Consider the following 23807-nt stretch of genomic DNA (forward strand, 5'->3'; position numbering starts at 1 on the left):
GCAGCTCTTTTGTCACCTTTTTGTATTTATTTGGATACCGGAGCATCTCCTTTACTTTTTATGACAATCGTTTTTTTGATATCTGTGTCTGTAACCTGAAGTACTTTACACTGAAATTTCCACTCGTTCCTGAAATCAAAAAGATATTTAAACTGTTTGCCCTTGGATAATCCGATCTGGCTTAATCTGTAATCATAAGTAGAAGGAAACTCAGGGTAGGGAGGATTTGCCAGATAACAGTTTTCATTGCTCCATATTTTATTGTCCATAAAAAATCCATGTTCATGGTCTTCTTCTTTTAATTCAAATGCATTCAGAATAGACGTATGAAGATCTGATAATCTGCTGTTGCCTGAAATCTGAATATGTCGGTAACAGCCGGAACCAAGGGAAACACTGATAATATAGGACTGTCTCACAGAAATAGGAGTCACTTTATCTTCCTGTGGTTTCTCCTGCTCCGGTATTCCGAATCGATCCCAGAAGGTAAGTTCTGCTTCCTCCAGGACTTTTAATTCTTTCTCAAAACTGAGAGAAATCTTCAACTTTTTACATATATCTTCTGCAAAGGCATAAGTGCGTTCATCCCGGACTTTAATCTCTTTGGGACATAATTCATGCTGCAGAAAAGAATCTATAAAATTGTCAATCAGATGATCAGGGTTTTCTTCATAATGAGATACCGGCGATATGGAGAGAAAATAATCAGTAGCACTTTCTATTGCAATTAAAACAACAGGATAATTGGGGATTTCTTCCGGACTATTTTGAACAGGTTGAGGAAAACGGATAATTTCACATTCCCATATGCCGACTTTCTTTTGTTTCTTTAATTTGGCAACGGCAATATCATTGGTGGCTTTTGGAGAGGGATACGATGGAGAAATTTTTTCAGGTACAGGTATTTCTTCTGTTATATATTTTCCCCCCTTCAATTTCAGAGATACAACCGTATCAGGATCATCATAAATCTGTGTCATTCCCAGAGTATAATTCATGTCATTTATGAGAATATCCGCCAGTGCCATGGAAGCTGAAAAGGCTTCACAGAGGTACTCCTGCTCCTGTTCGGTCAGAAATAAGACAGGTATACAATTAGTGGTATATTTAATAAACTGAGGATATGCGTTCTTTCCGGAGAGCCGTATATCATGAGAAGCAGTATAATTTTTGATTTCTTCCTGCTCTTCTTCTGTGAGCTGATTTTTACCGACAAAAAGACATTTAATACATTCCTGCTGAATCAGAGCTTCCTGAAATTTAAAGGGAGAAAAAGAATCTGTCAGTATTTTGTCCAACTCTGTAATGGTGCGGAGGCAATTGAAACCTTTATCTCCCAGATAAATGGTGAGGCAGCTGCGTCCGTTTACGGAATTGGTAATGTTAATATAACCTGTGTTACCATCGGAAAATTTTACCGCAAAAACATGTACATTCAATATGATATTCCAAACTTTTTTCTTTTTGAATTTAAATGCCATGGAATATAATTTATCAGAAATCATAATATTTTACCTTTCGTGTATATTTTTTTTATCATATCACAAAACAGTAAAGAAAGTCCATGTTTATTTGTAAAACTTCGTCAAATGCATTATATTTATTTAAATAATTTTGATTTTTGTTTCAGGTGAAATTATTCTGAAAATTTCTGCTACATTTATTTTGACCGGACTGGATAAAAAGCTCAAGTCCCGAAATACAGCCCGGCCAGGTTTCCTTTCGGCTATTTCAGTAATGATGTTTTCCGGTATATCCTCATCAAAACAGGCAATCATATCTCCATCATTGTAAATATGAATATGAGAATTTCCCCACATTTCACTGCGCAGAGGCATGGAAAGAAGCAGTCCCCATTCCAGAAGACAGCCGAATATCAGATCGAGATCATTCCGGTCTGACTTAATATTTGATTCCATGAGAGACAGAATATTCTGTTCATATTCATCTGCACTGTAATAAATATCAGTCATATTGCTGTCAGCCAGCCTGAAAACACGAAAACCTGTATCCTGGTTCTGAACCGTATCAGAGTATTCTTTTTTCAGTTTTGCCCCGGAACGGCGAATACGTTCCTTCCCCAGTTCACAGATAGATTCATATCCTGTCTGGAAGGCAGTGGAATTCTCAGAAGGCTTTTCCGGAATCTGCACCATGATAAATTTTCGATGTCCATTGCTTTTGAAATTATATTCCATAACTGCCTGAGCGGTTGTTCCGGAGCCGGAGAAGAAATCCAGAACGATATCATTTTCCTCTGTGGAAATCTGCAGCAGCCTGTATAAAAGCTTTACCGGCTTTGTATAGTCAAACAGTCCGTTGACATCAAAGAGAGCATCCATATTTTTCTTGGCCGTGGAAGTATCTCCGGCAAATTTCCTTGTGAATAACGTAGTTGGAACGAGTCCGTCATTTACGTCACAGAGATAGCGCTTCATCATAGGCATGGAATCCCCGTTTCCCCAGATGACTGCATTTTCACTGACAAGCCGGTTCCAGGTGTCTTCGCTGAAAGCCCAGTATCTGTCCTTTGGTCTGCTGATAATTGTACCATCCGGTTTTGTAATCTGATAATCCGCACTATAATAATTATGAGCAGTTATGGGGTCTGCCTTCCAGGGACCCTTTGGGTCATTGTCAGGATTGCCGTAAGCATCCGTATTTTCTCTGGGCAGCAGGTGAATTCGAAATCCATCCCCGTCTCCGGCATTTTCTCTCTTTTTTTTGGCATAACACAGAATATATTCATGAGAGCCGGAAAAATTAATGGCAGAATTTTTCCGGGTGTGAACTTTTTCCCATACAATCTGAGCTATAAAATTGCGCTCTCCGAATATTTCATCACAGATAAAACGCAGAGCCGCCACCTCATGATCATCAATGCTGATAAAAATGACACCATCCTTTGTCAGCAGATTTCTCGCCAGCATCAGCCGGGAATAAATCATGCTGCACCAGTCTGAATGAAACCGTCCGTTGTAATCCGTATTTTTAAACAGAGAACGATTCTGTTCATCAAATTTTTCCGTGAGTTCATTGTATTTATCTGCATTTTGAGCAAAGTTGTCCTGATAAATAAAGTCATTGCCGGTATTGTAAGGCGGATCAATATAAATCATTTTCACTTTTTCAAGATAGCTTTCCTGAAGAAGCTTTAATACATCCAGATTGTCTCCCTCAATATAGATATTTTCAGTGGTATTCCAGTCTACACTTTCGTCGGGACATGGACGCAGCGTCTTCCTAACAGGTTTACAGGCTTCGGCAATGGCTGCTTTTTTTCCAACCCAGGTGAACTCATAGACTTCATTGCCTTCCTGCAATTCATCGGAAAAAAGCTGTCTGAAACGTTCAAAATTTACAGTTTTTATCATTTTACCGTCTTTTCCCATGCATTCAGTAATACATTCTGGAAAAAGCGCCTCAAGTTGATTTATATTTTGCTGAAAAATATCCACTGACTCCATTCTCATTTTGTCCATATGAAACTGACTCCGTTTTGGTTATACTTTATGTGAGGAATATTTGTAACTATTCAGCATTGTACAACATCCGAAGCAGTGAATGCAAGCGCAATATCAGGGAAATAAACATGAGAAAAGCCTGTTCCGACAATTGACTTTAAGTTAGGCGTACTGTATAATGCAGGAAGCAGCCCAAAATGGCCGCAGGTTACAGAAAGGACAGGATTACAAATGCATTGGTCAGACAAGATTGCGGAAAAAATTATCAGCAGAAATCCGAACAAAGAAGAATATGTATGTGCCGCTGGAATCAGCCCTTCCGGTTCCGTTCATATCGGTAATTTCAGAGATATTGCCACCAGCCTTTTTGTGGCGAAAGCATTGGAGAGAAAAGGGAAAAAAGCAAAACTTCTGTTCTCGTGGGACGAGTATGACAGGGTACGGAAAATTCCGGTGAATGTGGCTAAAGTAAGGGATGATATGGAAAAGTATATCGGAGTTTCCTATGCGGATACGCCGAATCCTTTTGATACGGAAGAAAAGTCTTATGCGGAATATTTTGAGAAAGAATTTGAAGCTTCCATTAAAAAATTCGGCATTAAAATGGAATACAGATATCAGGCTCAGATGAATAAGAGCGGAAAATATAAGGATTATGTGATTGAAGCTTTGCGCAAGAGAGGTGAAATATTTGATATTCTTGACAGCTTCCGTACACAGGACGCACAGGAAGGAGAAAGGGAAGCTTATTATCCGGTGAGTATCTATTGTCCGGAATGTCACAGGGATACCACAAAGATACTCGGCCTTTCGGAAGATTGTACCAGAGCAGACTATATCTGTAAGTGCGGTTATAAAGGAGAACATGATTTTACGAAAGATTATAACTGCAAGCTGGCCTGGAAGGTTGACTGGCCCATGCGCTGGAAATATGAGCAGGTTGACTTCGAGCCGGGCGGAAAGGATCACGCAAGTCCGGGGGGAAGCTATGATACCAGTAAAGTCATTGCAAAAAAGATTTTTGATTATGATGCCCCTGTTTTTCAGGGATATGAATTTATCGGTATAAAAGGTTCCACAGGTAAGATGTCTGGCTCTTCCGGTTTGAATCTGACTCCGAGTACGCTGCTGAGCATCTATCAGCCGGAAGTGATTCTGTGGCTCTATGCCAAATCGGAACCTAATAAAGCATTTGATTTCTGCTTTGACGACGGGATTCTGAGACAGTATTTTGAGTTTGACAGGCAGTACAACAGTTATCTGGATGGCTCTGCGGATGAATATATAAAGGATATTATGAACAGCTGTCTGATGTTTGATGAGAAGATCAGAACGGTTCCCATGTCTCATCTGGTTCAGCTTGGTTCCATTGTGGATTTCAATCCGGATATGCTGGAGACAGTATTCGAGAAAATAGGAACACCATATAAATATGAAGATTTCAAAGAGCGTCTGGGTTTGGCTGAATACTGGCTGGAGAATTGTTCTCCGGAGAATGTAAATAAGCTTTGTCCGGTGAGAAACTGGCCTGTGTATAATGAATTGAATGAGCAGGAAAAAGCAGCTGTGAAAATGCTGTATGAATATCTCTCCGGAAATGAGTATACGCTGGAAGATCTGAATAAAGAACTGTATGAGATTCCTAAGAGAATATATGGCTATGATGTGGAAAATTTAAAGGCCCTGCAGGGAACTTTCTTCAAGGATGTATATAAGCTGCTGCTGAATAAGGAGAAAGGCCCCAGACTTTATCTGTTCCTTTATGCCATTGAAAAGGACAGATTCCTTTCTCTGCTGGATTTCTCCACACCGATTACCGAGGAAGAAACGAAGGTCCTGACGGCTCCGGAAGAGGTGGAGGAAGAGGAAAAGCCTGCGGTAGAATATGGAGAGCCGGATGAGGTGGCACCTGTTGCAGAAGAAATCAGTATTGACGCATTCAGAACAATTGATCTGCGGGTGTGCAGGGTACTGAAATGTGCTGAAATCAGAAAGTCACACAGCTGTTATAAGATTACTCTGTTTGACGGTATCAAAGAGAGAGTGATTGTATCCAGCATTAAGCAATACTATAAGCCGGAAGAATTGATCGGCCGGAAGATCATTGTGGTGGCAAATCTGCAGCCTACCCGTTTTGTGGGTGTAAAAAGCGAGGGAATGCTGTTGGCCGGAACCAATAATGCATGTGGTTGTCAGGTGGTGTTTGTGGATGATATCATACCGGAAGGAACAAGGATTTGTTAATAGGAAGCAAAAGCTGCTGCAGAAATGCGGCAGCTTTATGTGACTTTAAAACGATAAAAATGTAAAAAGAAAGGTGTGGAAGAAATGATTGTACCAAAGCATTTTGAGGATTTGAATGTATTACATGAGAATACGATGCCGGATCGGGCGTATTATATCCCTTCCGACAAAAAGCAGACAGATCTGACAGAGCACAGGGAGAAGTCGGCACGCTTTACTTTATTGAACGGAGACTGGGATTTTCGTTATTATGACAGTGTATATGATGTGCGGGAAGAATTTTATCGGGAAGAGAATACTTCCGGACCTGACTGGAAGAAAATTCCTGTACCTTCGGTATGGCAGAATCACGGATATGACAGGCACCAATATACAAATATAAATTATCCGTTTCCTTTGGACCCGCCTTATGTACCTTATGAAAATCCATGCGGCACTTACAGACGTCATTTTACCTGGCATAATAATGCAGATGCGCCGAAGGTTTTTCTGAATTTTGAAGGAGTGGATTCCTGCTTTTATGTGTGGATAAACGGACAGTACATAGGATATAGCCAGGTGTCCCATGCCACCTCAGAATTTGATGTGACTTCCGTCCTGAGAGAAGGAGATAACCTGCTGGCTGTACTGGTATTAAAATGGTGTGATGGAAGTTATCTGGAGGATCAGGATAAATTCCGGATGAGCGGTATCTTCCGGGATGTGTATCTGCTGAGCAGGCCTGAAAACTGCATTTTTGATTACTTTGTCAGGACTCGTCTGAATCGTGACAGGACTGAAGCCGATGTGGAGATCGCATTTTCCTATCTGAATCATGAGATTCCTGTGCATGTATCCATAGAGGATATGGACGGTAACAGAGTAAGTGAAGGAAATGGCAGCGGGTGTGTTGTTCTGCCGTTGAAACAGATTCATCTCTGGAGCGCGGAGACTCCTTATCTCTATACATTGGTTATGGAGACAGAAAGAGAAGTCATCACAGAACAGCTTGGACTGAGAGAGGTCTGCATTAAAGAGGGAATTCTGTATTTTAACGGAGAAAAGGTTAAATTCCATGGCGTAAATCGTCACGACAGCGACCCTGTAACCGGATTTACCATCAGCACTGCACAGATGCATCGGGATTTGCAGTTGATGAAGGAGCACAATGTAAATGCGATTCGTACCAGTCATTATCCCAATGCACCCCAGTTTTATCAGCTTTGCGACCAGTATGGCTTCTATGTGCTGGATGAAGCGGATAATGAAAGTCATGGAACAGGTTCGGCTTATAATCAGAAGGATAGAACCTCAAATGTGTGGATTGCAGATAATCCAGATTTCATTCAGGCAACGGTAGATCGAACGAAAAAATGTGTCATCCGTGACAAGAACAGACCTTGTATATTCGGCTGGTCTATGGGAAATGAGTGTGCTTACGGCTGTACTTTTGAGGAAGCTCTGAAATGGACAAAATCTTACGATGACACCAGGATTACTCATTACGAAAATGCTTACAATGTGCCGGAAGGAAGAGTCACAGACTATTCCTGTGTGGACATTTACAGTGGAATGTATCATGATATAAAAAGGATTCATGGATATTTTGCACAGACAGATGTACAGGACAGCAATCATCGGTATGATGTGGCTTCCAGAAGGCCTCTGTTCCTGTGTGAATACAGTCATGCCATGGGCAACGGCCCTGGGAATCTGGAGGATTATTTCCAGGTGATGCAGCAATATGATGGTTTCTGCGGCGGAATGGTATGGGAATGGTGTGATCATGCCATTGATAAAGGTTTCAGTATAGAGGGGAAAAAGATTTACTATTATGGAGGAGATCATGAAGAGTATCCTCATGACGGTAATTTCTGCATGGACGGGTTAGTGTATCCGGATCGCAGGCCTCATACGGGACTGAAAGAATTTAAAAATGTCCATCGCCCTGCCAGAGCGGTTTCCTTTGATGCTGCCCGGAAAGCGGTCAGAATCCACAATTACCTGGATTTCACAAATCTTAAGGATTACTGTAAACTGAATTGGGAAGTAAATTGTGACGGTGAAATCATTGCATCCGGAGTCATTGAAGACGAAAATCTCCTGAACATAGCACCTCATACAGAAGGAGAAATCAGCCTGAATCTTCCTGCACCAAAGGATGGAAAATGCTATCTGAAACTTATGTGGATATTGAGAGAGACAAGGGGAATACTTCCGAAAGGCTGGAATCTTGGATTTGATGAGATAGAACTTTCCGCATCTGACAGCCAGAATGCAAAAGCAGTTGAAATTCTGAGTCAGCCTTTTACATCCGAAGGCATAAGCGGAAATCTGAAAGCGGAGGAAGATGATCACTACCTGACAATTATATCAGATCATTTCCGTTATACTTATGATAAATTCAAAGGTGTGTTTGCGGAAATGACAAAGGATAACAAAAAGATTCTGGAGCATTCCATGCAGTATAACATATGGCGTGCGCCTACAGATAACGATATGAATATCCGCAATACCTGGAAAGAAACAGATTATGACAGACCTGTCACAAGATGTTATCACACAGAGTATGCACTGCACACAGAAAAAGGTAAGCAATTTGTTGAAATCAACAGTGATCTGTCTCTTCTGGCGATTTACAGACAGCGTATTATGGATATTCATGCTGTCTGGCGTGTATGGGAGGACGGAAGCCTGGATGTATCCCTGAAAGTCATGAAAAATCCGGTATTCCCCCGTCTGCCCAGATTCGGTATCCGCCTGATGCTTCCCAAGGATATGGGACAGGTAGAATATTATGGATTGGGTCCGGTGGAAAGTTATGTTGATAAATGCCGTGCCTCCTGGCATGGAAAGTTTGAAGAAACAGTGGATTCCCTGTTCGAGGATTACATTCGTCCTCAGGAAAACGGAAGCCATTGGGATGTAAGCTATGTGGAAGTAACCGGCAAAGGGGATAAACTTTCTGTAGCTTCAGAAAAGCCTTTTTCTTTTAATGCTTCCCGTTATACCCAGGAAGAGCTCACAGAAAAGGCACATAATTATGAGATTGTACCGTGTGGATATACCGTTTTATGTATTGACTACAGGCAGGATGGAATTGGTTCCAACAGCTGCGGACCGGAACCGGAAGAACAGTATCGTTTTCTGGAGAATGAATTTACATTCTCATTTGGGATTCGGATTGGAAATCAAGAGTAAGGAAAATTATCTGTCGGTGTTCCGATTTCCTGAGAAAGGTGGAAAAAGTGTTCTCGACGAAATATTACGACGAAATCACAACAGAATTCAGGCGCCGGATGGAATTGCCGGAGAAAAGCATCTGTGGGAAAGTCAGCAGTGTAAAACAGAAAATACTGTCTGACAGAACGGAAGATTTCCTTCGAGAGAAAAAGAAAGAGATTCAGGATGTCATGGCGGACTGTACAGAAGAGGAAAGACAGGCCCTTACCTTTCTGTACAGTGCCATGCCTGTCAGTGATATGCTGGATTATCCGGCAGCACTTTTTCTGGACTATGCAAAACATGGTGTGTATTTATGGCAGGATGGCCCTTTTTCCGGTCGTATACCGGAACATATTTTTGCTGATTATGTATTGCACCACAGAATTAACAATGAAGACATTACGAAGACCAGAAAATTCTTCCATGACAGGATTCAGGAGACAGGCTCCGTACGAACGGATTTCCTTTACAATGCGGCGGTGGATATCAATTACTGGTGTGCAGGGGAAGCTACATATCGCTCCACAGATAATCGTACCCAGAATCCCTGTACCATGTATGGAGCCGCTATTGGACGCTGCGGAGAAGAATCCACATTGACAGTGACGGCTCTGCGCAGCATGGGAGTTCCCGCCCGGCAGGTATACGCCCCTCTGTGGTCTCACTGTGACGACAATCACGCATGGGTGGAGGTATGGTGTGACGGACAGTGGTATTTCCTGGGGGCCTGCGAGCCGGAACCGCTCCTGAACAGAGGATGGTTTCAGGAGGCTTCTTCCAGGGCAATGATGGTTCATTCCAGATGGTTTGACAGCTGTGAGCCGAAGGAAGAACAGGTGGGAAAAAAGGGTGCGGTCAGAATTCTCAATCATTTGTCCCGATATGCCCCCACAGTGTCTCTGTCAGTAAAAGCAGAGGATGAGGAAGGGAATCTGCTCCCCGGAGTAAAAGTAGAATTTCAGGTTTTAAATCAGGGAGCATTTGGTACAATAGCAGAAGTATGGACAGGATGCGAACCGGAAAATTACGGAATCGCCGGACTGGTCACAGGATATGGCGATCTGCAGGTAAGTGCCGGGGGCTACAGAGAATCGCATAAGGGTAAGGAATGGCTGTATGGAGAGAGACGGATTCCTCTGCATTGCATGGAAGATAAGCAGAAGGCGGAATTCGTTGTTAAGATGAAGTCTCTTCCGGAATGTCCGGAAGAAAGTATGGAATTTGTCTTTCATGCGCCGCGGACAGGATATAAAGCTTTTTCCAGTGACAGGGAGGAGGCTGGGAAACAGCGGCTGGATGAAATGATTCTGCACCGCAATCAGAAAGAAAAGAACTTTTATGAGGAAGCGGAAGCTTCCAATGTGCTGATGCTTTTTAAAGGTCAGAACAGAAGTCAGGCAGAGGAAATACTGCGCAGCGCCAGAGGGAACATGAGAGAGATGATACGTTTTCTGGAGTGGGATGCGGCAGAGTATCTGCCGTCTGCGTGGAAAAAGGGCGATGGGCATGAATGGAAGCTGAAAGTCCTGAATACGCTGAGAGAGAAGGATTATTGGGATATAGATGCAGATATATTGAAGGATTGCTGCATAAATGCTTTTCCGTATGCAGAAAATCTGCCGGAAGATATTTTTTTCCCGTTTCTCCTGTCTCCGCGGGTGTCGGATGAAATGCTCAGACCCTGCCGGACAATGCTTTCCCGGTATCTGAGTAAAGATGTGACGGAAGAAGTGCGGAAATGTCCGGCGATTCTCTGGAAGGCAGTGGATGAAGAAATCCGGTCTCTGCCGAAGGAGGAATATGAAGACTTGATTACTTCCTCTTATCATTGTCTGAGGGGAGGGATTGGCAGCAGGCATTCAAAAAAGGTCCTGTGTGTCAATCTCTGTCGCAGCCTGGGGATTCCGGCCAGATTGAATCCGTTTGACGGTACTGTGGAGTATTATAACGGAGAAGATTTTACAGCAGCGGAGTATTTGGCGGATGACAGAAAATGCAGACTGATATTATGTGAAGATGATTCAACGGAACATCGTCCGAAGTTGTCCGACTGGGAGCATTATTCTCTGGAACGATTTGAAGAAGGAAGATTTCTGCGTCTGTGGCCTCATCAGATACCGGACAGGATAAAGGACGGAGAACTGGAATTGAAATTAAGAACGGGAATCTATCGGATACTGACATCAGACAGGCGGAAAAACGGTGATCAGATTGTAAAAATGACGGTATTTTCCCTGAAAGAGGGAGAGGACAGGAGAGAGACACTTTCTTTTGGAAAGTTACAGGAAGAAAGCGGAGCAGCGGAAGTTCCGGTGAAAGATTTTGTCCTGAAGACATTAAAAGGAACAGACATGGCATTGTCAGAAATGCCGGAGGAGGAGAATGTACTTTTTCTCTGGCTTGAGCCGGGCAGAGAACCAACAGAACACATTTTAAATGAGCTTTATGACAAAAGAAGAGAATTCGCAGAATTAAAGAATTCATTGTATGTGATAGTAAAGAATTCGGAAGATTTGAAGAATGTCACTGTTCAACGGACAATAAAGGCACTGCCCCGGCTGAGTCTCTTTATAGATGATTCTGATGAAAATGCAGCAGCTCTGGCCCAACAGGTTGGAGAAGAGAAAGGTAATCTGCCACTTGCTCTGGTTCTGAATCATGAGAAGAAATGTCTCTACAGCAGTGCAGGTTATAATGTTGGGCTGGCGGACGCGCTGCTGAAAAATCTGCTGAATATGTAATGTGTCCAGACCGACATATTGCAATAACGTAATAAATGATAATAAAATTTCTAATATATCACAGAAAGGAAAGGGTACAGGAATATGGTAATCTATGCAGTAAAGAATTATGATGAAATGAGTCGTAAGGCGGCAAACATGATTTCAGCTCAGCTCATTCTGAAACCGGAATCAGTATTGGGACTGGCTACAGGCTCAACTCCGGTAGGGGCTTATAAGCAGCTGGTGGAATGGTATGAAAAGGGAGATCTGGACTTTTCCAGAGCCTCCAGTGTAAATCTGGATGAATACAAAGGATTGTCTGGGGAACATGATCAGAGCTATCGGTATTTTATGAATTCCAATCTGTTTGATCATGTAAATATTGACAGGAACAGGACAAATGTGCCTGATGGTCTGGCGGAAGACGCGGAAGCGGAATGCCGTCGATATAATCAGCTTATCCGGGATTTGGGAGGAATTGACTTACAGCTCCTGGGTATCGGTGGCAACGGACATATCGGCTTTAACGAGCCCTGTGATGTATTTGAGAAAGGGACTCATGTGGTGAAGCTGACAGAGGAGACGAAAGAAAGTAATTCCAGATTCTTTGCTTCCATAGAGGAAGTTCCCACCCAGGCTCTGACGATGGGTGTGGGGAATATCATGTCTGCGAGAAAGATTCTGCTTCTGGCTTCGGGAGAGGCAAAGGCGCAGGCTCTTTATGACTCCTGCTTTGGACCTGTAATACCGGCTGTGCCGGCTTCTGTGTTGCAGCTGCATCAGGATACAGTGATAATTGCAGATGAAGCAGCGCTGAGTCTGATACGTGAAAAAGGTTACAGTGAACAGGTAATTTATATTTAAAGTGCCAAAGGCAGGTTTAAGACTTATATTTTAAATGGAGGGATAAAAGGCTGTGATTATCAAAAATGGCAGTGTCTATCAGGAAGATAAAACTTTCGTAAAAAAAGATCTATATATAGAAAACGGATTTATTGTGGAAAGTGCCGGGCAGATAACAGACCATTCGGAGATAGATGCTTCGGATCTTCTGGTGCTTCCGGGACTGATTGATATACACAGCCATGGGGCGGTGGGACATGATTTTTCAGATGGTAATCCGGAAGGCCTGGAGAAAATACTTGCCTATGAATATGCCAATGGAATTACTTCCTACTGCCCTACCTCCATGACCATCCACAGGAAGGAACTGGAGCACCTTTTTGAACGGATGGGAAATTTTCAGGAAGGCCGGGGAATGGCGCATGTAGCCGGAATCAACATGGAGGGGCCATTTCTGGATGCTTCCAAAAAGGGTGCTCACAGGCAGGAGTGCATTATGGCGCCTGATGTGGACTTTTTCCGGAAATGCAATCAGGCCTGCGGAAATCGGATTTGTCTGGTTACTCTGGCGCCGGATGTAGAAGGTGCCATGGAGTTTGTCAGGGAGCTTCACAATGAAGTATCCATTTCTCTGGGACATACAGGAGCGGATTACGATACGGCAAAAGCAGCTCTGAAAGCAGGAGCAAACCATGTGACTCACCTCTTCAATGCCATGCTGCCCCTGGGACACAGGGCACCGGGGCTTATCGGCGCCGCGGCAGAAGAGGAAAACTGTATGGCAGAGCTGATCTGTGATGGAATTCATGTACATGAAAGCATGGTGCGGGCCGCTTTTAAGCTTTTCCCGGGGAGAATCGTCCTGATCAGCGATTCCATGCGCGCTGCCGGAATGGAAGACGGAACTTACGATCTGGGAGGGCAGCAGGTAACGGTGAACGGAAAGCTTGCCACACTTTCCGACGGCACCATTGCCGGTTCCGCCACCAATCTGTATGACTGTATGAGGACTGCCGTGTCCTTCGGCATTCCTGTGGAAGAGGCCATCGCTGCCGCTACCATAAATCCCGCCAGAAGCATCGGGATTTATGACAGGGTTGGTTCTCTGAGTCCCGGAAAGCGGGCGGACGTGATTCTGGCGGACAGAAATCTGAAGCTTGTGAAGGTGATTTGATATCGTTTTTTCTGCTTGTTTTTTTCTCATGATTGTGCTAGAATACACAATCAAGTGTATATGGACATTACAGGTGCCGGAGAGCGTCAGGTTTGAGATGTTCGGTCCGGTGAAAAGGGAAGCAGGTGAGAGACCTGCACGATCTCGTCGCTGTGAGAGAGGAGTTCTGCTTCCACCGCAGAAGCAAAGGCGGTGCATGTCACTGGGAGAATCCCCGGGAAGGCGGAGCAGAGTGATGATACTCAAGTCAGAAGACCTGCCTGTAATGGGTACTGTGTAGTCACGAGGAATTGGCTGGTACGGAATCGGCAGATTGTCTTTCGAATGTGCGGAAGAGGAATCTGTCTGTTAAGGTACGCCGGCTCCTGTGATGATGCAGGAGCTTTTTTGCGCCCCCACAGGCGGAGAATCCTGCAAAGCAGGATTCTTATTCATTATGCACAGATAAATGTATTCAGGCAGGAGGAGAAAATGAGCAGCAAAAGCAGCAGTGGAAACAAAAAAATTGTAATCGGAATCATTGTATTGGTGGTATTGATTGGTCTGTTTGCCATTCTTTACAGTGTATTTCGGGAGAAACCTGTGGAAGGCTCCAAGTCCATTACCATTGAAGTGGTAAATCAGGCAGAGGAAAAGACGAGCTATGAACTGAAAACAGATGTGGAATATCTCCGTCAGGCTATGGAGGAAGCGGAAGGTCTTACTTTTTCCGGTACCGAGAGCGAATATGGCATGATGGTGGAAACTGTGAACGATGAGACGGCTGATTACAATGTGGATGGGGCATACTGGGGATTCTTTGTGAATGGGGAATATTGCAATTACGGTATTGATACCCAGCCGGTAGAGGATGGAGATGTGTTCTCCATTGTCTATACAACTTCCGGAGAATGAATGTCCGAAATCCGAAGAGTCTGTGAGGAAGAGATGACACAGTTCCGTGAATTTCACAAGAGCACAGGAAATGAATAAAGAGAGAAAAATGAATTTCAAAAGGGAACCGGAAAAACGAAAATACGGAAAACTGACAGTTCAGGATATAACTCTCATCGGGCTGATGGTGGCAATTCTGGAAGTATGCAAGGCGGCTTTGAGCTTTTTGCCTAATATTGAACTGGTCAGTTTCTGGATTATCTTATTTACTGTCTTTTTCCACAGGAAAATCTTTTTTGCCATACCGGCTTTTGTCCTGATTGAAGGACTGATCTATGGGTTTGAAATGTGGTGGTTTTCTTATATGTATGTATGGCCTCTGCTTGCCCTGGTCAGCTATATATTCAGAAAGCAGGAATCCGTCTGGTTCTGGAGTATTCTGTCGTCTGTTTTCGGTCTGTTTTTCGGATTCCTGTGTGCGGTTTCCTATGCAGCAGTGGGCGCGGTGGACGGTGGGCTGCAGAGTGGTCTGCATGCCGGATTTGTCTGGTGGGTGGCAGGGCTGAAGATGGACATTCTCCATGCCGTGGGAAATTTTGCACTGATGATGGTACTGTATAAGCCGGTATATATGACGATGAAGAAACTGGTGGCAAACTATTATTTTGACAGCTAATCTTCTTCATCCTCCGACAGGGAGAGAGAAAACAAACTCGCTTCCCGCCCCTTCCGTGCTGACCACATTGATGTGTTCCCCATGGCAGTTGATGATCTCCTTTACGATGGACAGTCCCAGCCCGGTTCCCTTTTTATCCTTGCCACGGGACAGGTCGGATTTGTAGAAACGGTCCCAGATAAGCTTCAGGTCATCTTTTGGTATACCGATGCCGGTGTCTTTGACCGATACGAAGAGCTTACTGTTCTTCACAAAGGTCTCCACTTTAATGATAGAGTCATGATGGCTGAATTTGATGGCATTGTCCAGCAGGTTATAGAGGACCTGCTGGATTTTTTCCATATCAGCATGTACCAGAAGCTCATCTCCGGTAAGAATCATTTCTATGGCGATGGTTTTCCTGCGGCAGGTACCTTCGAAGGAAGTAGCCGTGGACCGGATGACACTGTTGATATCGAAGTCTGTCAGGTCCAGAAGCATGCCTCTGGTGTTCAGATTATTGAGAGACAGCAGGCTGTTGGTAAGCTTTGTCAGACGTTCGGTTTCATTCAGTACAATATTCAGATATTTACCGTGCATATCTTCGGGGATGGTGCCGTCAATCATGGCTTCCAGGTAACCTCGTATGGAAGTCAGAGGAGAACGAAAGTCGTGAGATACATTGGCGATAAATTTCTTCTGATCGTCTTCCGCACCTGCAATCTGGCTGGCCATATGATTCAGACAGGCGGCCAGGTAACCGATTTCGTCGTCACTTTCCACCTGAAATTCGTAATGCATATTGCCGGCAGCGTACTGTTCTGTGGCATGGGTGATTTTCCTCAGAGGAATATAGACCATCTCTGTGAAAAAAATCAGGATAATCAGGGACAGCAAAAGCAGTATCGCCATGGTTATATAGGAAATATTCAGCATATTGTTGCAGGATTCCTGAATTTCCGCCATACTGCAATGGATGACCACATACCCCTTCACTTTGTAGCCGGAAGTAATGGGAGAGAAGACACTGAGCACTTCTTCTTCAAAATTGTCAAAAAAAGTATTCACCATATAATAAGAACCGCCGGTGGCGGTAGGGTCAAAATTCTCTATGGTAATTACCTGTTCCACATTCAGAGGGGAATCTGTGTCCAGGACCAGACTGCCGGAAGGATTGATGATACGGATAATGGAATCCAGATAGACAGCCAGAGAATCCAGCTGGGATTTTACCGTCTCCAAATCCATTTCACGGGCATAGAGACCGGTGGCATAGGTATCGGAAATGCGGTTGGCTTCAATATACAGATGTTCCGCCTTTTCCCGAACCAGCCGGTCTCTGGTCATACTGGGCACAAAAGTAGTGACAATGATAAAGCTGAATACACTGAAGATAAAATATGCCAGAATGAACTTCAGATAAAGGGTTTTCTTCATGTATTACGCACCTCAAATTTATAGCCGATGCCCCAGATGGTGGTGAGCTTCCAGTTGGCATGGTCCTTGATTTTCTCCCGAAGACGTTTGATGTGCACATCTACCGTGCGGGTGTCGCCGATATATTCATATCCCCAGATCTGGTCCAGCAGCTGCTCCCTGGTAAATACATGGTTGGGGGAAGACGCCAGGAAATATAACAGCTCCAGTTCCTTGGGAGGCATTTCCACAGTCCGTCCCTTGTAGAGAACAGAGTAATTGGTAAGGTTGACTGACAGATCCGTATATTGAACGCATTTGTCATCCGTGTTGGAGGGAACGGCTGCTGCAGGTTTATACCGGCGGAGCACTGCTTTGACTCTTGCCACCAGTTCTTTGGAGTCAAAAGGTTTTTCAATGTAATCGTCCGCTCCCAGCTCCAGACCCAGCACTTTATCGAAAATTTCTCCTTTTGCGGAGAGCATGATGATAGGAACAGAATATTTTGCGCGGACTTCCCGACATACCTGATAACCGTCGATACCGGGAAGCATGATATCCAGCAGAATCAGATTAGGGGTAAAGCTTTCCATGGCAGGCATTACGGATTCACCGTCGTTGACAATCATGGTCTCATAGCATTCCTTTGTCAGATAAAGGGCAATCAGCTCGGCGATATTATTGTCGTCGTCTACGATTAAAATTTTCTGTTTGCTTACCATACAAATAACCATAACCTTTCTGTAACCTGCGGCTTTTACCCTGAAAAGTATCGTATTTCAGGTACAGACAGCCGCAGGTACTTTATTCAATCATCTACAGATACACATACTTTATTCTGTGCGGATGTTATTTAAAGGTGACAATAGTGACACCGGAGTCTCCTTCCCCATATTCACCCAGACGATATTCCTTTACATATTTCAGACGCTTCAGATGGCCGTGTACGGCACTGCGGAGAGCGCCGGTTCCTTTACCGTGAACCACACGGACACTTGGAAGGTGTGCAAGGTATGCGTCATCCAGATATTTGTCCAGCACGGACAGGGCTTCGTCCACCGTCTTGCCCAGAAGATTGATTTCCGTGGAAATGGAGAGGGTCTTGGACATTTTCATTTTGCCTGAAGCGGAGGAACCGCGCTGAAGGGCCGGAGCGGAAATGGCTTCCTCCTCCGCATAGATCAGATCCCTGATATTGGTCCGGGTGCGGATGATACCGCACTGTACAAACAATCCTCCCTTTGCGTCGGGTAATGTACTGACGATACCTTTGAGGCCCATGGACACAATTTTCACGGAATCGCCCTTTTTCAGCTTTTTGGGGTCTATGGTTCGGGACTTTTTCTCCGACTGCAGCCGATTTTCGCCGTTTACGGATAGACGGTCATTTTTCTCATTGATTTTATCCCGGACTTTCTGTCTCTTTTTCTCCAGTTCCCTGATATCCAGCCCGGCTCCGGCCTTATTGAAATCCCGGATAGTTTCGTCTGCGATTTCCTTTGCCTCCTGGAGGATTTCCCTGGCTTTTTCGTTGGCTTCTCTTAAAATTCGGTCTTTGGCCTGATCGAGTTTCTCATTCTTTTGCTGAAGCTGTTCCTGAAGTGTACGGATACGCTCCTTATGCTGTGCGATTTCCAGCTGTTCCTTCTCAATGGTGACACGGCTCTGTTCCAGATCTGCAATGACGTCTTCGAAGGTTTTATCTTCTGTGCCGATCTGTTCTCTGGCGGCGTTGATAATCTCTTCAGATAACCCCAGCCGGGAAGAAATGGCAAAGGCGTTGCTCTTGCCGGGAATGCCGATGAGCAGTCTGTAAGTAGGCCGCAGGGTTTCCACATTGAATTCGCAGCAGGCATTTTCCACATAAGAAGTGGAAAGTGCGTAAATCTTCAGTTCGCTGTAGTGCGTTGTGGCCATGGTACGGATGCCTCTGTCATGGAGATAATTCAGAATGGCAATGGCCAGAGCCGCACCTTCCGTGGGGTCCGTTCCCGCTCCCAGCTCATCAAAGAGACAGAGGGAATCCTGGTCGGCGTGATCCATGATGTGAACAATTCTCTTCATATGGGAAGAAAAGGTGGACAGACTCTGCTCGATGCTCTGTTCGTCTCCGATATCCGCATATACTTCTGTAAAAACAGATAATTCTGAGCGATCCAGCGCCGGAATGTGCAGACCTGCCTGCCCCATCAGAGTAAAGAGTCCCATGGTTTTCAGGGAAACGGTCTTGCCGCCGGTATTGGGGCCGGTGATAATCAGCAGGTCGAAATCTTTTCCCAGATGGATATCGATGGGAACTACTTTCTTCCTGTCCAACAGAGGATGACGTCCTTTTCTGATGTTAATATAACGGTCCGTATTGAAAATGGGTTCTGTGGCATTCATTTCCATGGCCAGCTCTGCTTTGGCGAAAATAAAGTCCAGAAGAGACATGATTTTCTGGTTTGCAGTCAGCTCTTCGGTATGTTCGCCTGTCTGAGCGCTTAAATCAGCCAGAATTCTGCCGATTTCCTCTTTTTCTTCCAGCTCCAGCTCACGCAGCTGATTGTTCAGACTGACAACAGCGGCCGGTTCTATAAAATAGGTGGAACCTGTGGCGGACTGGTCGTGAATCATACCACTGACCTGTCCCTTGTATTCCGCCTTGATGGGAATGCAATAACGATTATTGCGCATGGTAATTACAGCATCCTGCAGATAAGTACGACAGGAACCTCCCAGCATGGAATTGAGCTGATTATGAATTTTCTCGTTGGTCTGTATCATGGAGCGGCGGATACTTTTCAACTTCGGACTGGCATCGTCGGCGATTTCTTCTTCCGAGAGAATACAGCGATGAATTTCGTTGGCGATCTGTGTCAGAGGAGCCAGCTGTTCAAAGTATTCGTCCAGAGTGTCCGCCTGGGTATCGTCTCTGTCCCGCCTGCCGTAAGTCTTGATGCGGGACACGTTGTCCAGCAGAGAAGCAATATTCAGCAGTTCCAGGATTGACAGGGTAGAACCGATTTCCAGAGAGCGAATGGAGAATCCCAGATCCTTATTGTTGCCGAAAGAAGTGCTTCCGGACCTGAACAGGCGCGTGAGAGCATCCGCAGTGTGACGTTGATTTCTGCCGATTTCCTCCAGGTCCGTGGAAGGCTTTAATTCCCGACACAGCTTTCTGCCCGGTTCGGAATTGGCTTTCCCGGCCAGCATTTCCGTGATTTTGTTATATTCAAGAGTATTTAATACTTTTTCGTTCATAAGTGCTCCTTCTGATTCGGTGGTTTACTGATTACAGTTCAATCTAAGGTTTGCGAAACGGTTTCAATGACAAAGTCATTATATCATACCCCTACGCGTATTTCCAGTGACAGTTCCGAATCAGGTATCTGACTGTCATTGTTCACAATGTCATTACAAGTGTGCCTGCAGCCATGAGCAGAAGTCCAATGGAAGTCTTTCTGCTCAGCTTTTCCTTAAATACGATATAAGAAAAAGCAACTGTTATCAGAATGCTTAATTTATCAATTGGTACCACCACGCTGACAATACCGTTTTGAATGGCGTAATAGTAACATAGCCAGGAAGCACCGGTGGCAAGGCCTGACAGAGTAATGAAAATAATTTCTTTTGTGTCGATTTTTTTCAGATGTTTCTGTTTTCCTTTTATGAAAACCACCAGCCAGGACATAATGAGGACAACAATTGTACGGATTGCCGTGCCCAGGTTGGATTCCACGCCGGTGATTCCGATTTTGGCAAGTACAGAAGTGAGAGCGGCAAAAATGGCGGACAAAACGGCATAAAGCCGCCAGGCGTTATTGTATTCTTTTTCGGCGGCCTGCTTTTTTTCCACCATGAGATAGATTCCGACAGCCAGAAAGAATGTTCCGGTCAGTCTGACTGGCAGATGTTCTGTCTCTTTAAATAAAATAATGGCCAGCAGTACGGAAAGAATCGTACTTGATTTGTCGATGGGAACGACTTTATTGACATCTCCCATGGACAATGCTTTAAAGTAACATATCCATGAGGCTCCGGTGGCCATGCCGGAGAGAATCAGGAAACACAGTGATTTCGGCGTTATTGTGGAAATTGTTTCCGCGGAACCGACCACAAATACCATAATCCAGGAAAAGAGCAGTACCACTACAGTTCTCCATGCAGTGGCCACATCGGAATCTGTTTTCCTGATACCGCATTTTGCAAGAATTGATGTAATCCCTGCGAAGAAAGCCGATAAAACTGCCATAATGAGCCACATATCTTTTACCTCCTTTTTGCCGGATCAGTATTATTTTACTATATCATGTATGATTCATCAATGCAGGACTATAAAGGGCATTGTAAAATTAGTGTATTCTGATATAATGACCTTATTCATACTGGATGTGGCTGTTAAATTTATAAGGAGAGAATGAAATGCTCAAGGCAGTAAAAATCAACATGGAATATCTGGAACAACCTGTTGGGCTGGGAGGGATTCCGTGGTTTGGCTGGATATTGGAAAGTGACAGGAAAAATGTGGTGCAGAAATCCTATCAGCTGCAGATTGCTGACGATCTGCGGTTTGAGAGGATTCTGTATGACAGCGGGGTTGTAGAGAGTGAAGAATCTGTTCATGTGGAAGTTCCCTGGGAGAAGACAGAGGGGCAGGGAATCCAAATCGGTGAAAAGGGAAAAGCGTGGAGAGAGATTCAATCCTGCAGGGAATATTTCGTGAGAGTCCGGGTGAGCGACGGCGTGGAGGAGAGCCCGTACAGTGACACTGCCTCCTTTGTGACAGGGATTCTGGACAGAAGCGAGTGGAAAGCAGATTTCATTACCGCGGAGGAAGAAACGGACAGCGGGAAATCAGGAAGCACCTGTCTGAAGAAAAGGATCAGCCTGGACGGAGAGGTGGAGTCCGCCTGGGTGTGCGGGACGGCTTTGGGATTGTATCGGTTATTCATCAACGGGGAGAAGGCGGGAGAGGATGAAATGACTCCCGGCTGGACTTCTTATCAGAAGCATCTGTGTTACCAGACTTATGATGTGACAGATCTGCTGAAAGAAGGAGAAAATGTCCTGGAGGTTATGCTGGGAGCAGGATGGTACAAAGGAAAGATGGGTTTTCTGCTGCTGCGGAACAATTACGGAACGAGAACGGCTTTTCTGATGCAGATGACGGTACGGTACAGGGACGGCCGGGAAGAGACTTTTGTCACGGACGAGAGCTGGCAGGGCCGGCCCGGGCCTGTAACCTTTTCGGAGATTTATGACGGAGAATGGTATGACGCCAGGCTGGAATCAGAGGAGTATGAGAGTGAAGGCATCGGGGAGGCCGGAAGGGTGGCAGAGGGAACCCCGGGGAGAGACGCAGGAGAAGGGCAGGAAAAGGAAGGGACAGCGAGAGAGAGCGAAAATGTCGGGGAATGGAAAAAGGTAAGCGGGATTGCGTTCCCGAAGGAAGCGCTGACAGCCCAGCCGGGCAGCAGAGTGCGCAAGATGGAGAAGCTGCAGGCCCAAAAAGTGATCCTGACCCCTGAGAAGGAGACGGTGATTGATTTCGGCCAGAATCTGACCGGATGGGTGCATTTCCAGGTGCAGGCAACCAGAGGATGCGAGATTGTTTTGAAATGCTTTGAGACCCTGGACGCACAGGGCAATGTATACACGGCAAACCTGCGCTCCGCAAAGCAGGAAATCCATTATATCTGCAAAGGGGGCGGGCCGGAGGAATATCATCCGCTCTTTACTTTCATGGGATTTCGGTATGTGCAGGTTCTGCAGTGGCCGGGAGAAGTAAAGGCGGAAGATTTCTCGGCGTTTGCACTTTATTCTCAGATGGAGCAGACGGGTACCTTCCAGTGTTCCCATCCGTTGGTGAACAGACTGCAGCAGAATATTCTCTGGGGTCTGAAGGGGAATTTCCTGGATATTCCCACGGATTGCCCTCAGAGGGATGAGAGAGTGGGGTGGACGGGAGACGCCCAGATTTTCTGCAGGACAGCCTGCTGGCTTATGAATACTTATACCTTTTTCCGGAAGTGGCTTAAGGATGTGGCGGCGGACCAGACGCCGGAAGGCGGTGTGCCTCATGTGGTGCCCGATATTATCAGCGGGAAGGAAGAGAATGACTGGCTCTTATCTCAGGGGACACATTCCGCGGCGGCCTGGGCGGATGTGGCAGTGATTAATCCCTGGACCATGTATCTGACTTTTGGAGATAAGACGATTCTGGAAGAGCAGTATGAAAGTATGCGGAAGTGGATTGATTTCATGAAAGAACATTCCACGGACTACATATGGAATTACAGGCTGCAGTTCGGAGACTGGGTGGCGCTGGACGCGGAAGAAGGAAGTTACTTCGGCGCCACGCCAAACGATCTGACCTGTACGGCATATTTTGCCTACTCCACGGGGCTTTTCGTGAAAATCGCGAAGATTTTGGACAGACAGGAGGATGCGGCGCGGTACGACGCTCTGCATGACAGAATCGTGGAGAAATTCAGGAGGACCTTCTTCAAAGAGGATGGGACCATGACGGCGCAGACCCAGACGGCCCACATTGTGGCATTGTATTTTGACCTGGTGCCGGAGGTCTTCAGGGCACAGACCGCCCGGCGGCTGACGGAGCTGCTGGAGAAGGAGAACGGACATCTGGTCACCGGTTTCGTGGGAACGCCTTATTTCTGTCATGCGCTGAGCCGTAACGGCTATGTGAAGGAGGCTTATGACCTTCTGCTGAAAGAAGACTTCCCTTCCTGGCTCTATCAGGTGAAAATGGGAGCCACCACTGTCTGGGAGCATTGGGACGGCATGAAGCCGGACGGTACCATGTGGAGCCCGGACATGAATTCTTTCAATCATTATGCCTATGGTGCCGTGGGAGACTGGCTTTACAGAGTGGTGCTGGGAATGGAAATCGATGAGAAGGACCCCGGTTATCACCATTCCATAATCAGTCCCCAGACAGGAGATGCGTTCGACTTTGCGGAGGGTTCTTATGAGAGTGTGTACGGTACCCTGAAAGTTCGCTGGGAAAAGGGAGAGACGGAGGATATCCGCAGGCTGTGGATTACTGTTCCTCATAATACCACCGGGGAGATCAGACTGGAGAAAGGTGCCGGAGAAATCAGGGCTGACGGACTGGAGTTTGCTTTAAAGGAAGGAATTCCCACCGCCCGGTGCGGTTCCGGAGAGTGGGAGATTGTATATAGAAAATCTCTTTGCATCTGAGCGGAAGA

Annotated in this window: 14 protein-coding genes and 1 riboswitch; of the genes, 8 read left to right on the forward strand and 6 right to left on the reverse strand. The window is 45.4% G+C overall.

Annotated elements, in window-relative coordinates:
* Positions 1-26 precede the first annotated feature (26 nt).
* Positions 27-1505: a DUF6930 domain-containing protein gene (locus NSB25_RS20580; RefSeq protein WP_103241408.1), complete on the reverse strand. Its 1479-nt coding sequence runs from the start codon at positions 1503-1505 to the stop codon at positions 27-29.
* 99 nt (positions 1506-1604) lie between these two features.
* Positions 1605-3374 carry a site-specific DNA-methyltransferase gene (locus NSB25_RS20585; protein WP_242982559.1) on the reverse strand — a complete coding sequence of 590 codons (1770 nt, stop codon included), beginning with the start codon at positions 3372-3374 and terminating at the stop codon, positions 1605-1607.
* A gap of 321 nt (positions 3375-3695) precedes the next feature.
* Here NSB25_RS20585 and lysS point away from each other — a divergent pair, with 321 nt between their 5' ends.
* From lysS to NSB25_RS20620, 7 genes are all read left to right on the forward strand, one after another.
* Positions 3696-5708, forward strand: a complete 2013-nt coding sequence (gene lysS / locus NSB25_RS20590; RefSeq protein ID WP_103241410.1) for a lysine--tRNA ligase — start codon at positions 3696-3698, stop codon at positions 5706-5708.
* An 84-nt stretch (positions 5709-5792) separates the two neighbouring features.
* Positions 5793-8888, forward strand: coding sequence for a glycoside hydrolase family 2 TIM barrel-domain containing protein (locus NSB25_RS20595; protein ID WP_103241411.1), 3096 nt, complete (start codon positions 5793-5795; stop codon positions 8886-8888).
* A 47-nt stretch (positions 8889-8935) separates the two neighbouring features.
* Positions 8936-11653, forward strand: a complete 2718-nt coding sequence (locus tag NSB25_RS20600; protein WP_146040138.1) for a transglutaminase-like domain-containing protein — start codon at positions 8936-8938, stop codon at positions 11651-11653.
* An 84-nt stretch (positions 11654-11737) separates the two neighbouring features.
* The gene (nagB, locus tag NSB25_RS20605) at positions 11738-12499 is read left to right on the forward strand and encodes a glucosamine-6-phosphate deaminase (protein WP_103241413.1); all 762 of its coding nucleotides are present in this window, start codon (positions 11738-11740) and stop codon (positions 12497-12499) included.
* Positions 12500-12551: 52 nt separating this feature from the next.
* Positions 12552-13652 (forward strand): N-acetylglucosamine-6-phosphate deacetylase, encoded by a 1101-nt coding sequence (nagA, locus tag NSB25_RS20610; RefSeq protein WP_103241414.1) that lies wholly within the window; start codon positions 12552-12554, stop codon positions 13650-13652.
* A gap of 54 nt (positions 13653-13706) precedes the next feature.
* A riboswitch (cobalamin riboswitch) is annotated at positions 13707-13930 on the forward strand.
* A gap of 193 nt (positions 13931-14123) precedes the next feature.
* A complete protein-coding gene (locus tag NSB25_RS20615) occupies positions 14124-14546 on the forward strand; it encodes a DUF4430 domain-containing protein (protein WP_103241435.1) in 423 nt (140 codons plus the stop codon).
* Between the two features lie 88 nt (positions 14547-14634).
* Complete coding sequence (locus tag NSB25_RS20620; protein ID WP_103241436.1) at positions 14635-15201, forward strand: hypothetical protein; 567 nt, start codon at positions 14635-14637, stop codon at positions 15199-15201.
* A 6-nt stretch (positions 15202-15207) separates the two neighbouring features.
* Here the strand turns inward: NSB25_RS20620 and NSB25_RS20625 are convergent, their stop codons facing one another.
* The 4 genes from NSB25_RS20625 to NSB25_RS20640 form a co-directional block, all read right to left on the reverse strand.
* A complete protein-coding gene (locus NSB25_RS20625) occupies positions 15208-16617 on the reverse strand; it encodes a HAMP domain-containing sensor histidine kinase (RefSeq protein ID WP_103241415.1) in 1410 nt (469 codons plus the stop codon).
* A complete protein-coding gene (locus tag NSB25_RS20630) occupies positions 16614-17318 on the reverse strand; it encodes a response regulator transcription factor (protein ID WP_103241416.1) in 705 nt (234 codons plus the stop codon). Before NSB25_RS20630 ends, NSB25_RS20625 begins: the two co-directional genes overlap by 4 nt.
* Positions 17319-17445: 127 nt before the next feature.
* A complete protein-coding gene (locus NSB25_RS20635; RefSeq protein WP_103241417.1) occupies positions 17446-19839 on the reverse strand; it encodes an endonuclease MutS2 in 2394 nt (797 codons plus the stop codon).
* Between the two features lie 142 nt (positions 19840-19981).
* Positions 19982-20842, reverse strand: a complete 861-nt coding sequence (locus NSB25_RS20640; protein WP_103241418.1) for an EamA family transporter — start codon at positions 20840-20842, stop codon at positions 19982-19984.
* Positions 20843-21000: 158 nt separating this feature from the next.
* On the opposite strand from NSB25_RS20640, the gene NSB25_RS20645 reads away from it, so the two are divergent.
* The gene (locus tag NSB25_RS20645; RefSeq protein WP_103241419.1) at positions 21001-23799 is read left to right on the forward strand and encodes an alpha-L-rhamnosidase; all 2799 of its coding nucleotides are present in this window, start codon (positions 21001-21003) and stop codon (positions 23797-23799) included.
* Positions 23800-23807: the final 8 nt, after the last annotated feature.

The organism is Acetatifactor muris, from assembly GCF_024623325.1.
Classification (GTDB): Bacteria; Bacillota; Clostridia; order Lachnospirales; family Lachnospiraceae; genus Acetatifactor; species Acetatifactor muris.

Bases quoted from the DNA above. Each gene is read 5' to 3' on its own strand.
- NSB25_RS20585 (WP_242982559.1), bottom strand. From the start codon at position 3,374: ATGATAAAAACTGTAAATTTTGAACGTTTCAGACAGCTTTTTTCCGAT.
- NSB25_RS20635 (WP_103241417.1), bottom strand. From the start codon at position 19,839: ATGAACGAAAAAGTATTAAATACTCTTGAATATAACAAAATCACGGAA.
- nagB (WP_103241413.1), top strand. From the start codon at position 11,738: ATGGTAATCTATGCAGTAAAGAATTATGATGAAATGAGTCGTAAGGCG.
- NSB25_RS20595 (WP_103241411.1), top strand. From the start codon at position 5,793: ATGATTGTACCAAAGCATTTTGAGGATTTGAATGTATTACATGAGAAT.
- NSB25_RS20640 (WP_103241418.1), bottom strand. From the start codon at position 20,842: ATGTGGCTCATTATGGCAGTTTTATCGGCTTTCTTCGCAGGGATTACA.
- NSB25_RS20580 (WP_103241408.1), bottom strand. From the start codon at position 1,505: ATGATTTCTGATAAATTATATTCCATGGCATTTAAATTCAAAAAGAAA.
- NSB25_RS20645 (WP_103241419.1), top strand. From the start codon at position 21,001: ATGCTCAAGGCAGTAAAAATCAACATGGAATATCTGGAACAACCTGTT.
- lysS (WP_103241410.1), top strand. From the start codon at position 3,696: ATGCATTGGTCAGACAAGATTGCGGAAAAAATTATCAGCAGAAATCCG.
- NSB25_RS20620 (WP_103241436.1), top strand. From the start codon at position 14,635: ATGAATTTCAAAAGGGAACCGGAAAAACGAAAATACGGAAAACTGACA.
- NSB25_RS20630 (WP_103241416.1), bottom strand. From the start codon at position 17,318: ATGGTAAGCAAACAGAAAATTTTAATCGTAGACGACGACAATAATATC.
- NSB25_RS20615 (WP_103241435.1), top strand. From the start codon at position 14,124: ATGAGCAGCAAAAGCAGCAGTGGAAACAAAAAAATTGTAATCGGAATC.
- NSB25_RS20625 (WP_103241415.1), bottom strand. From the start codon at position 16,617: ATGAAGAAAACCCTTTATCTGAAGTTCATTCTGGCATATTTTATCTTC.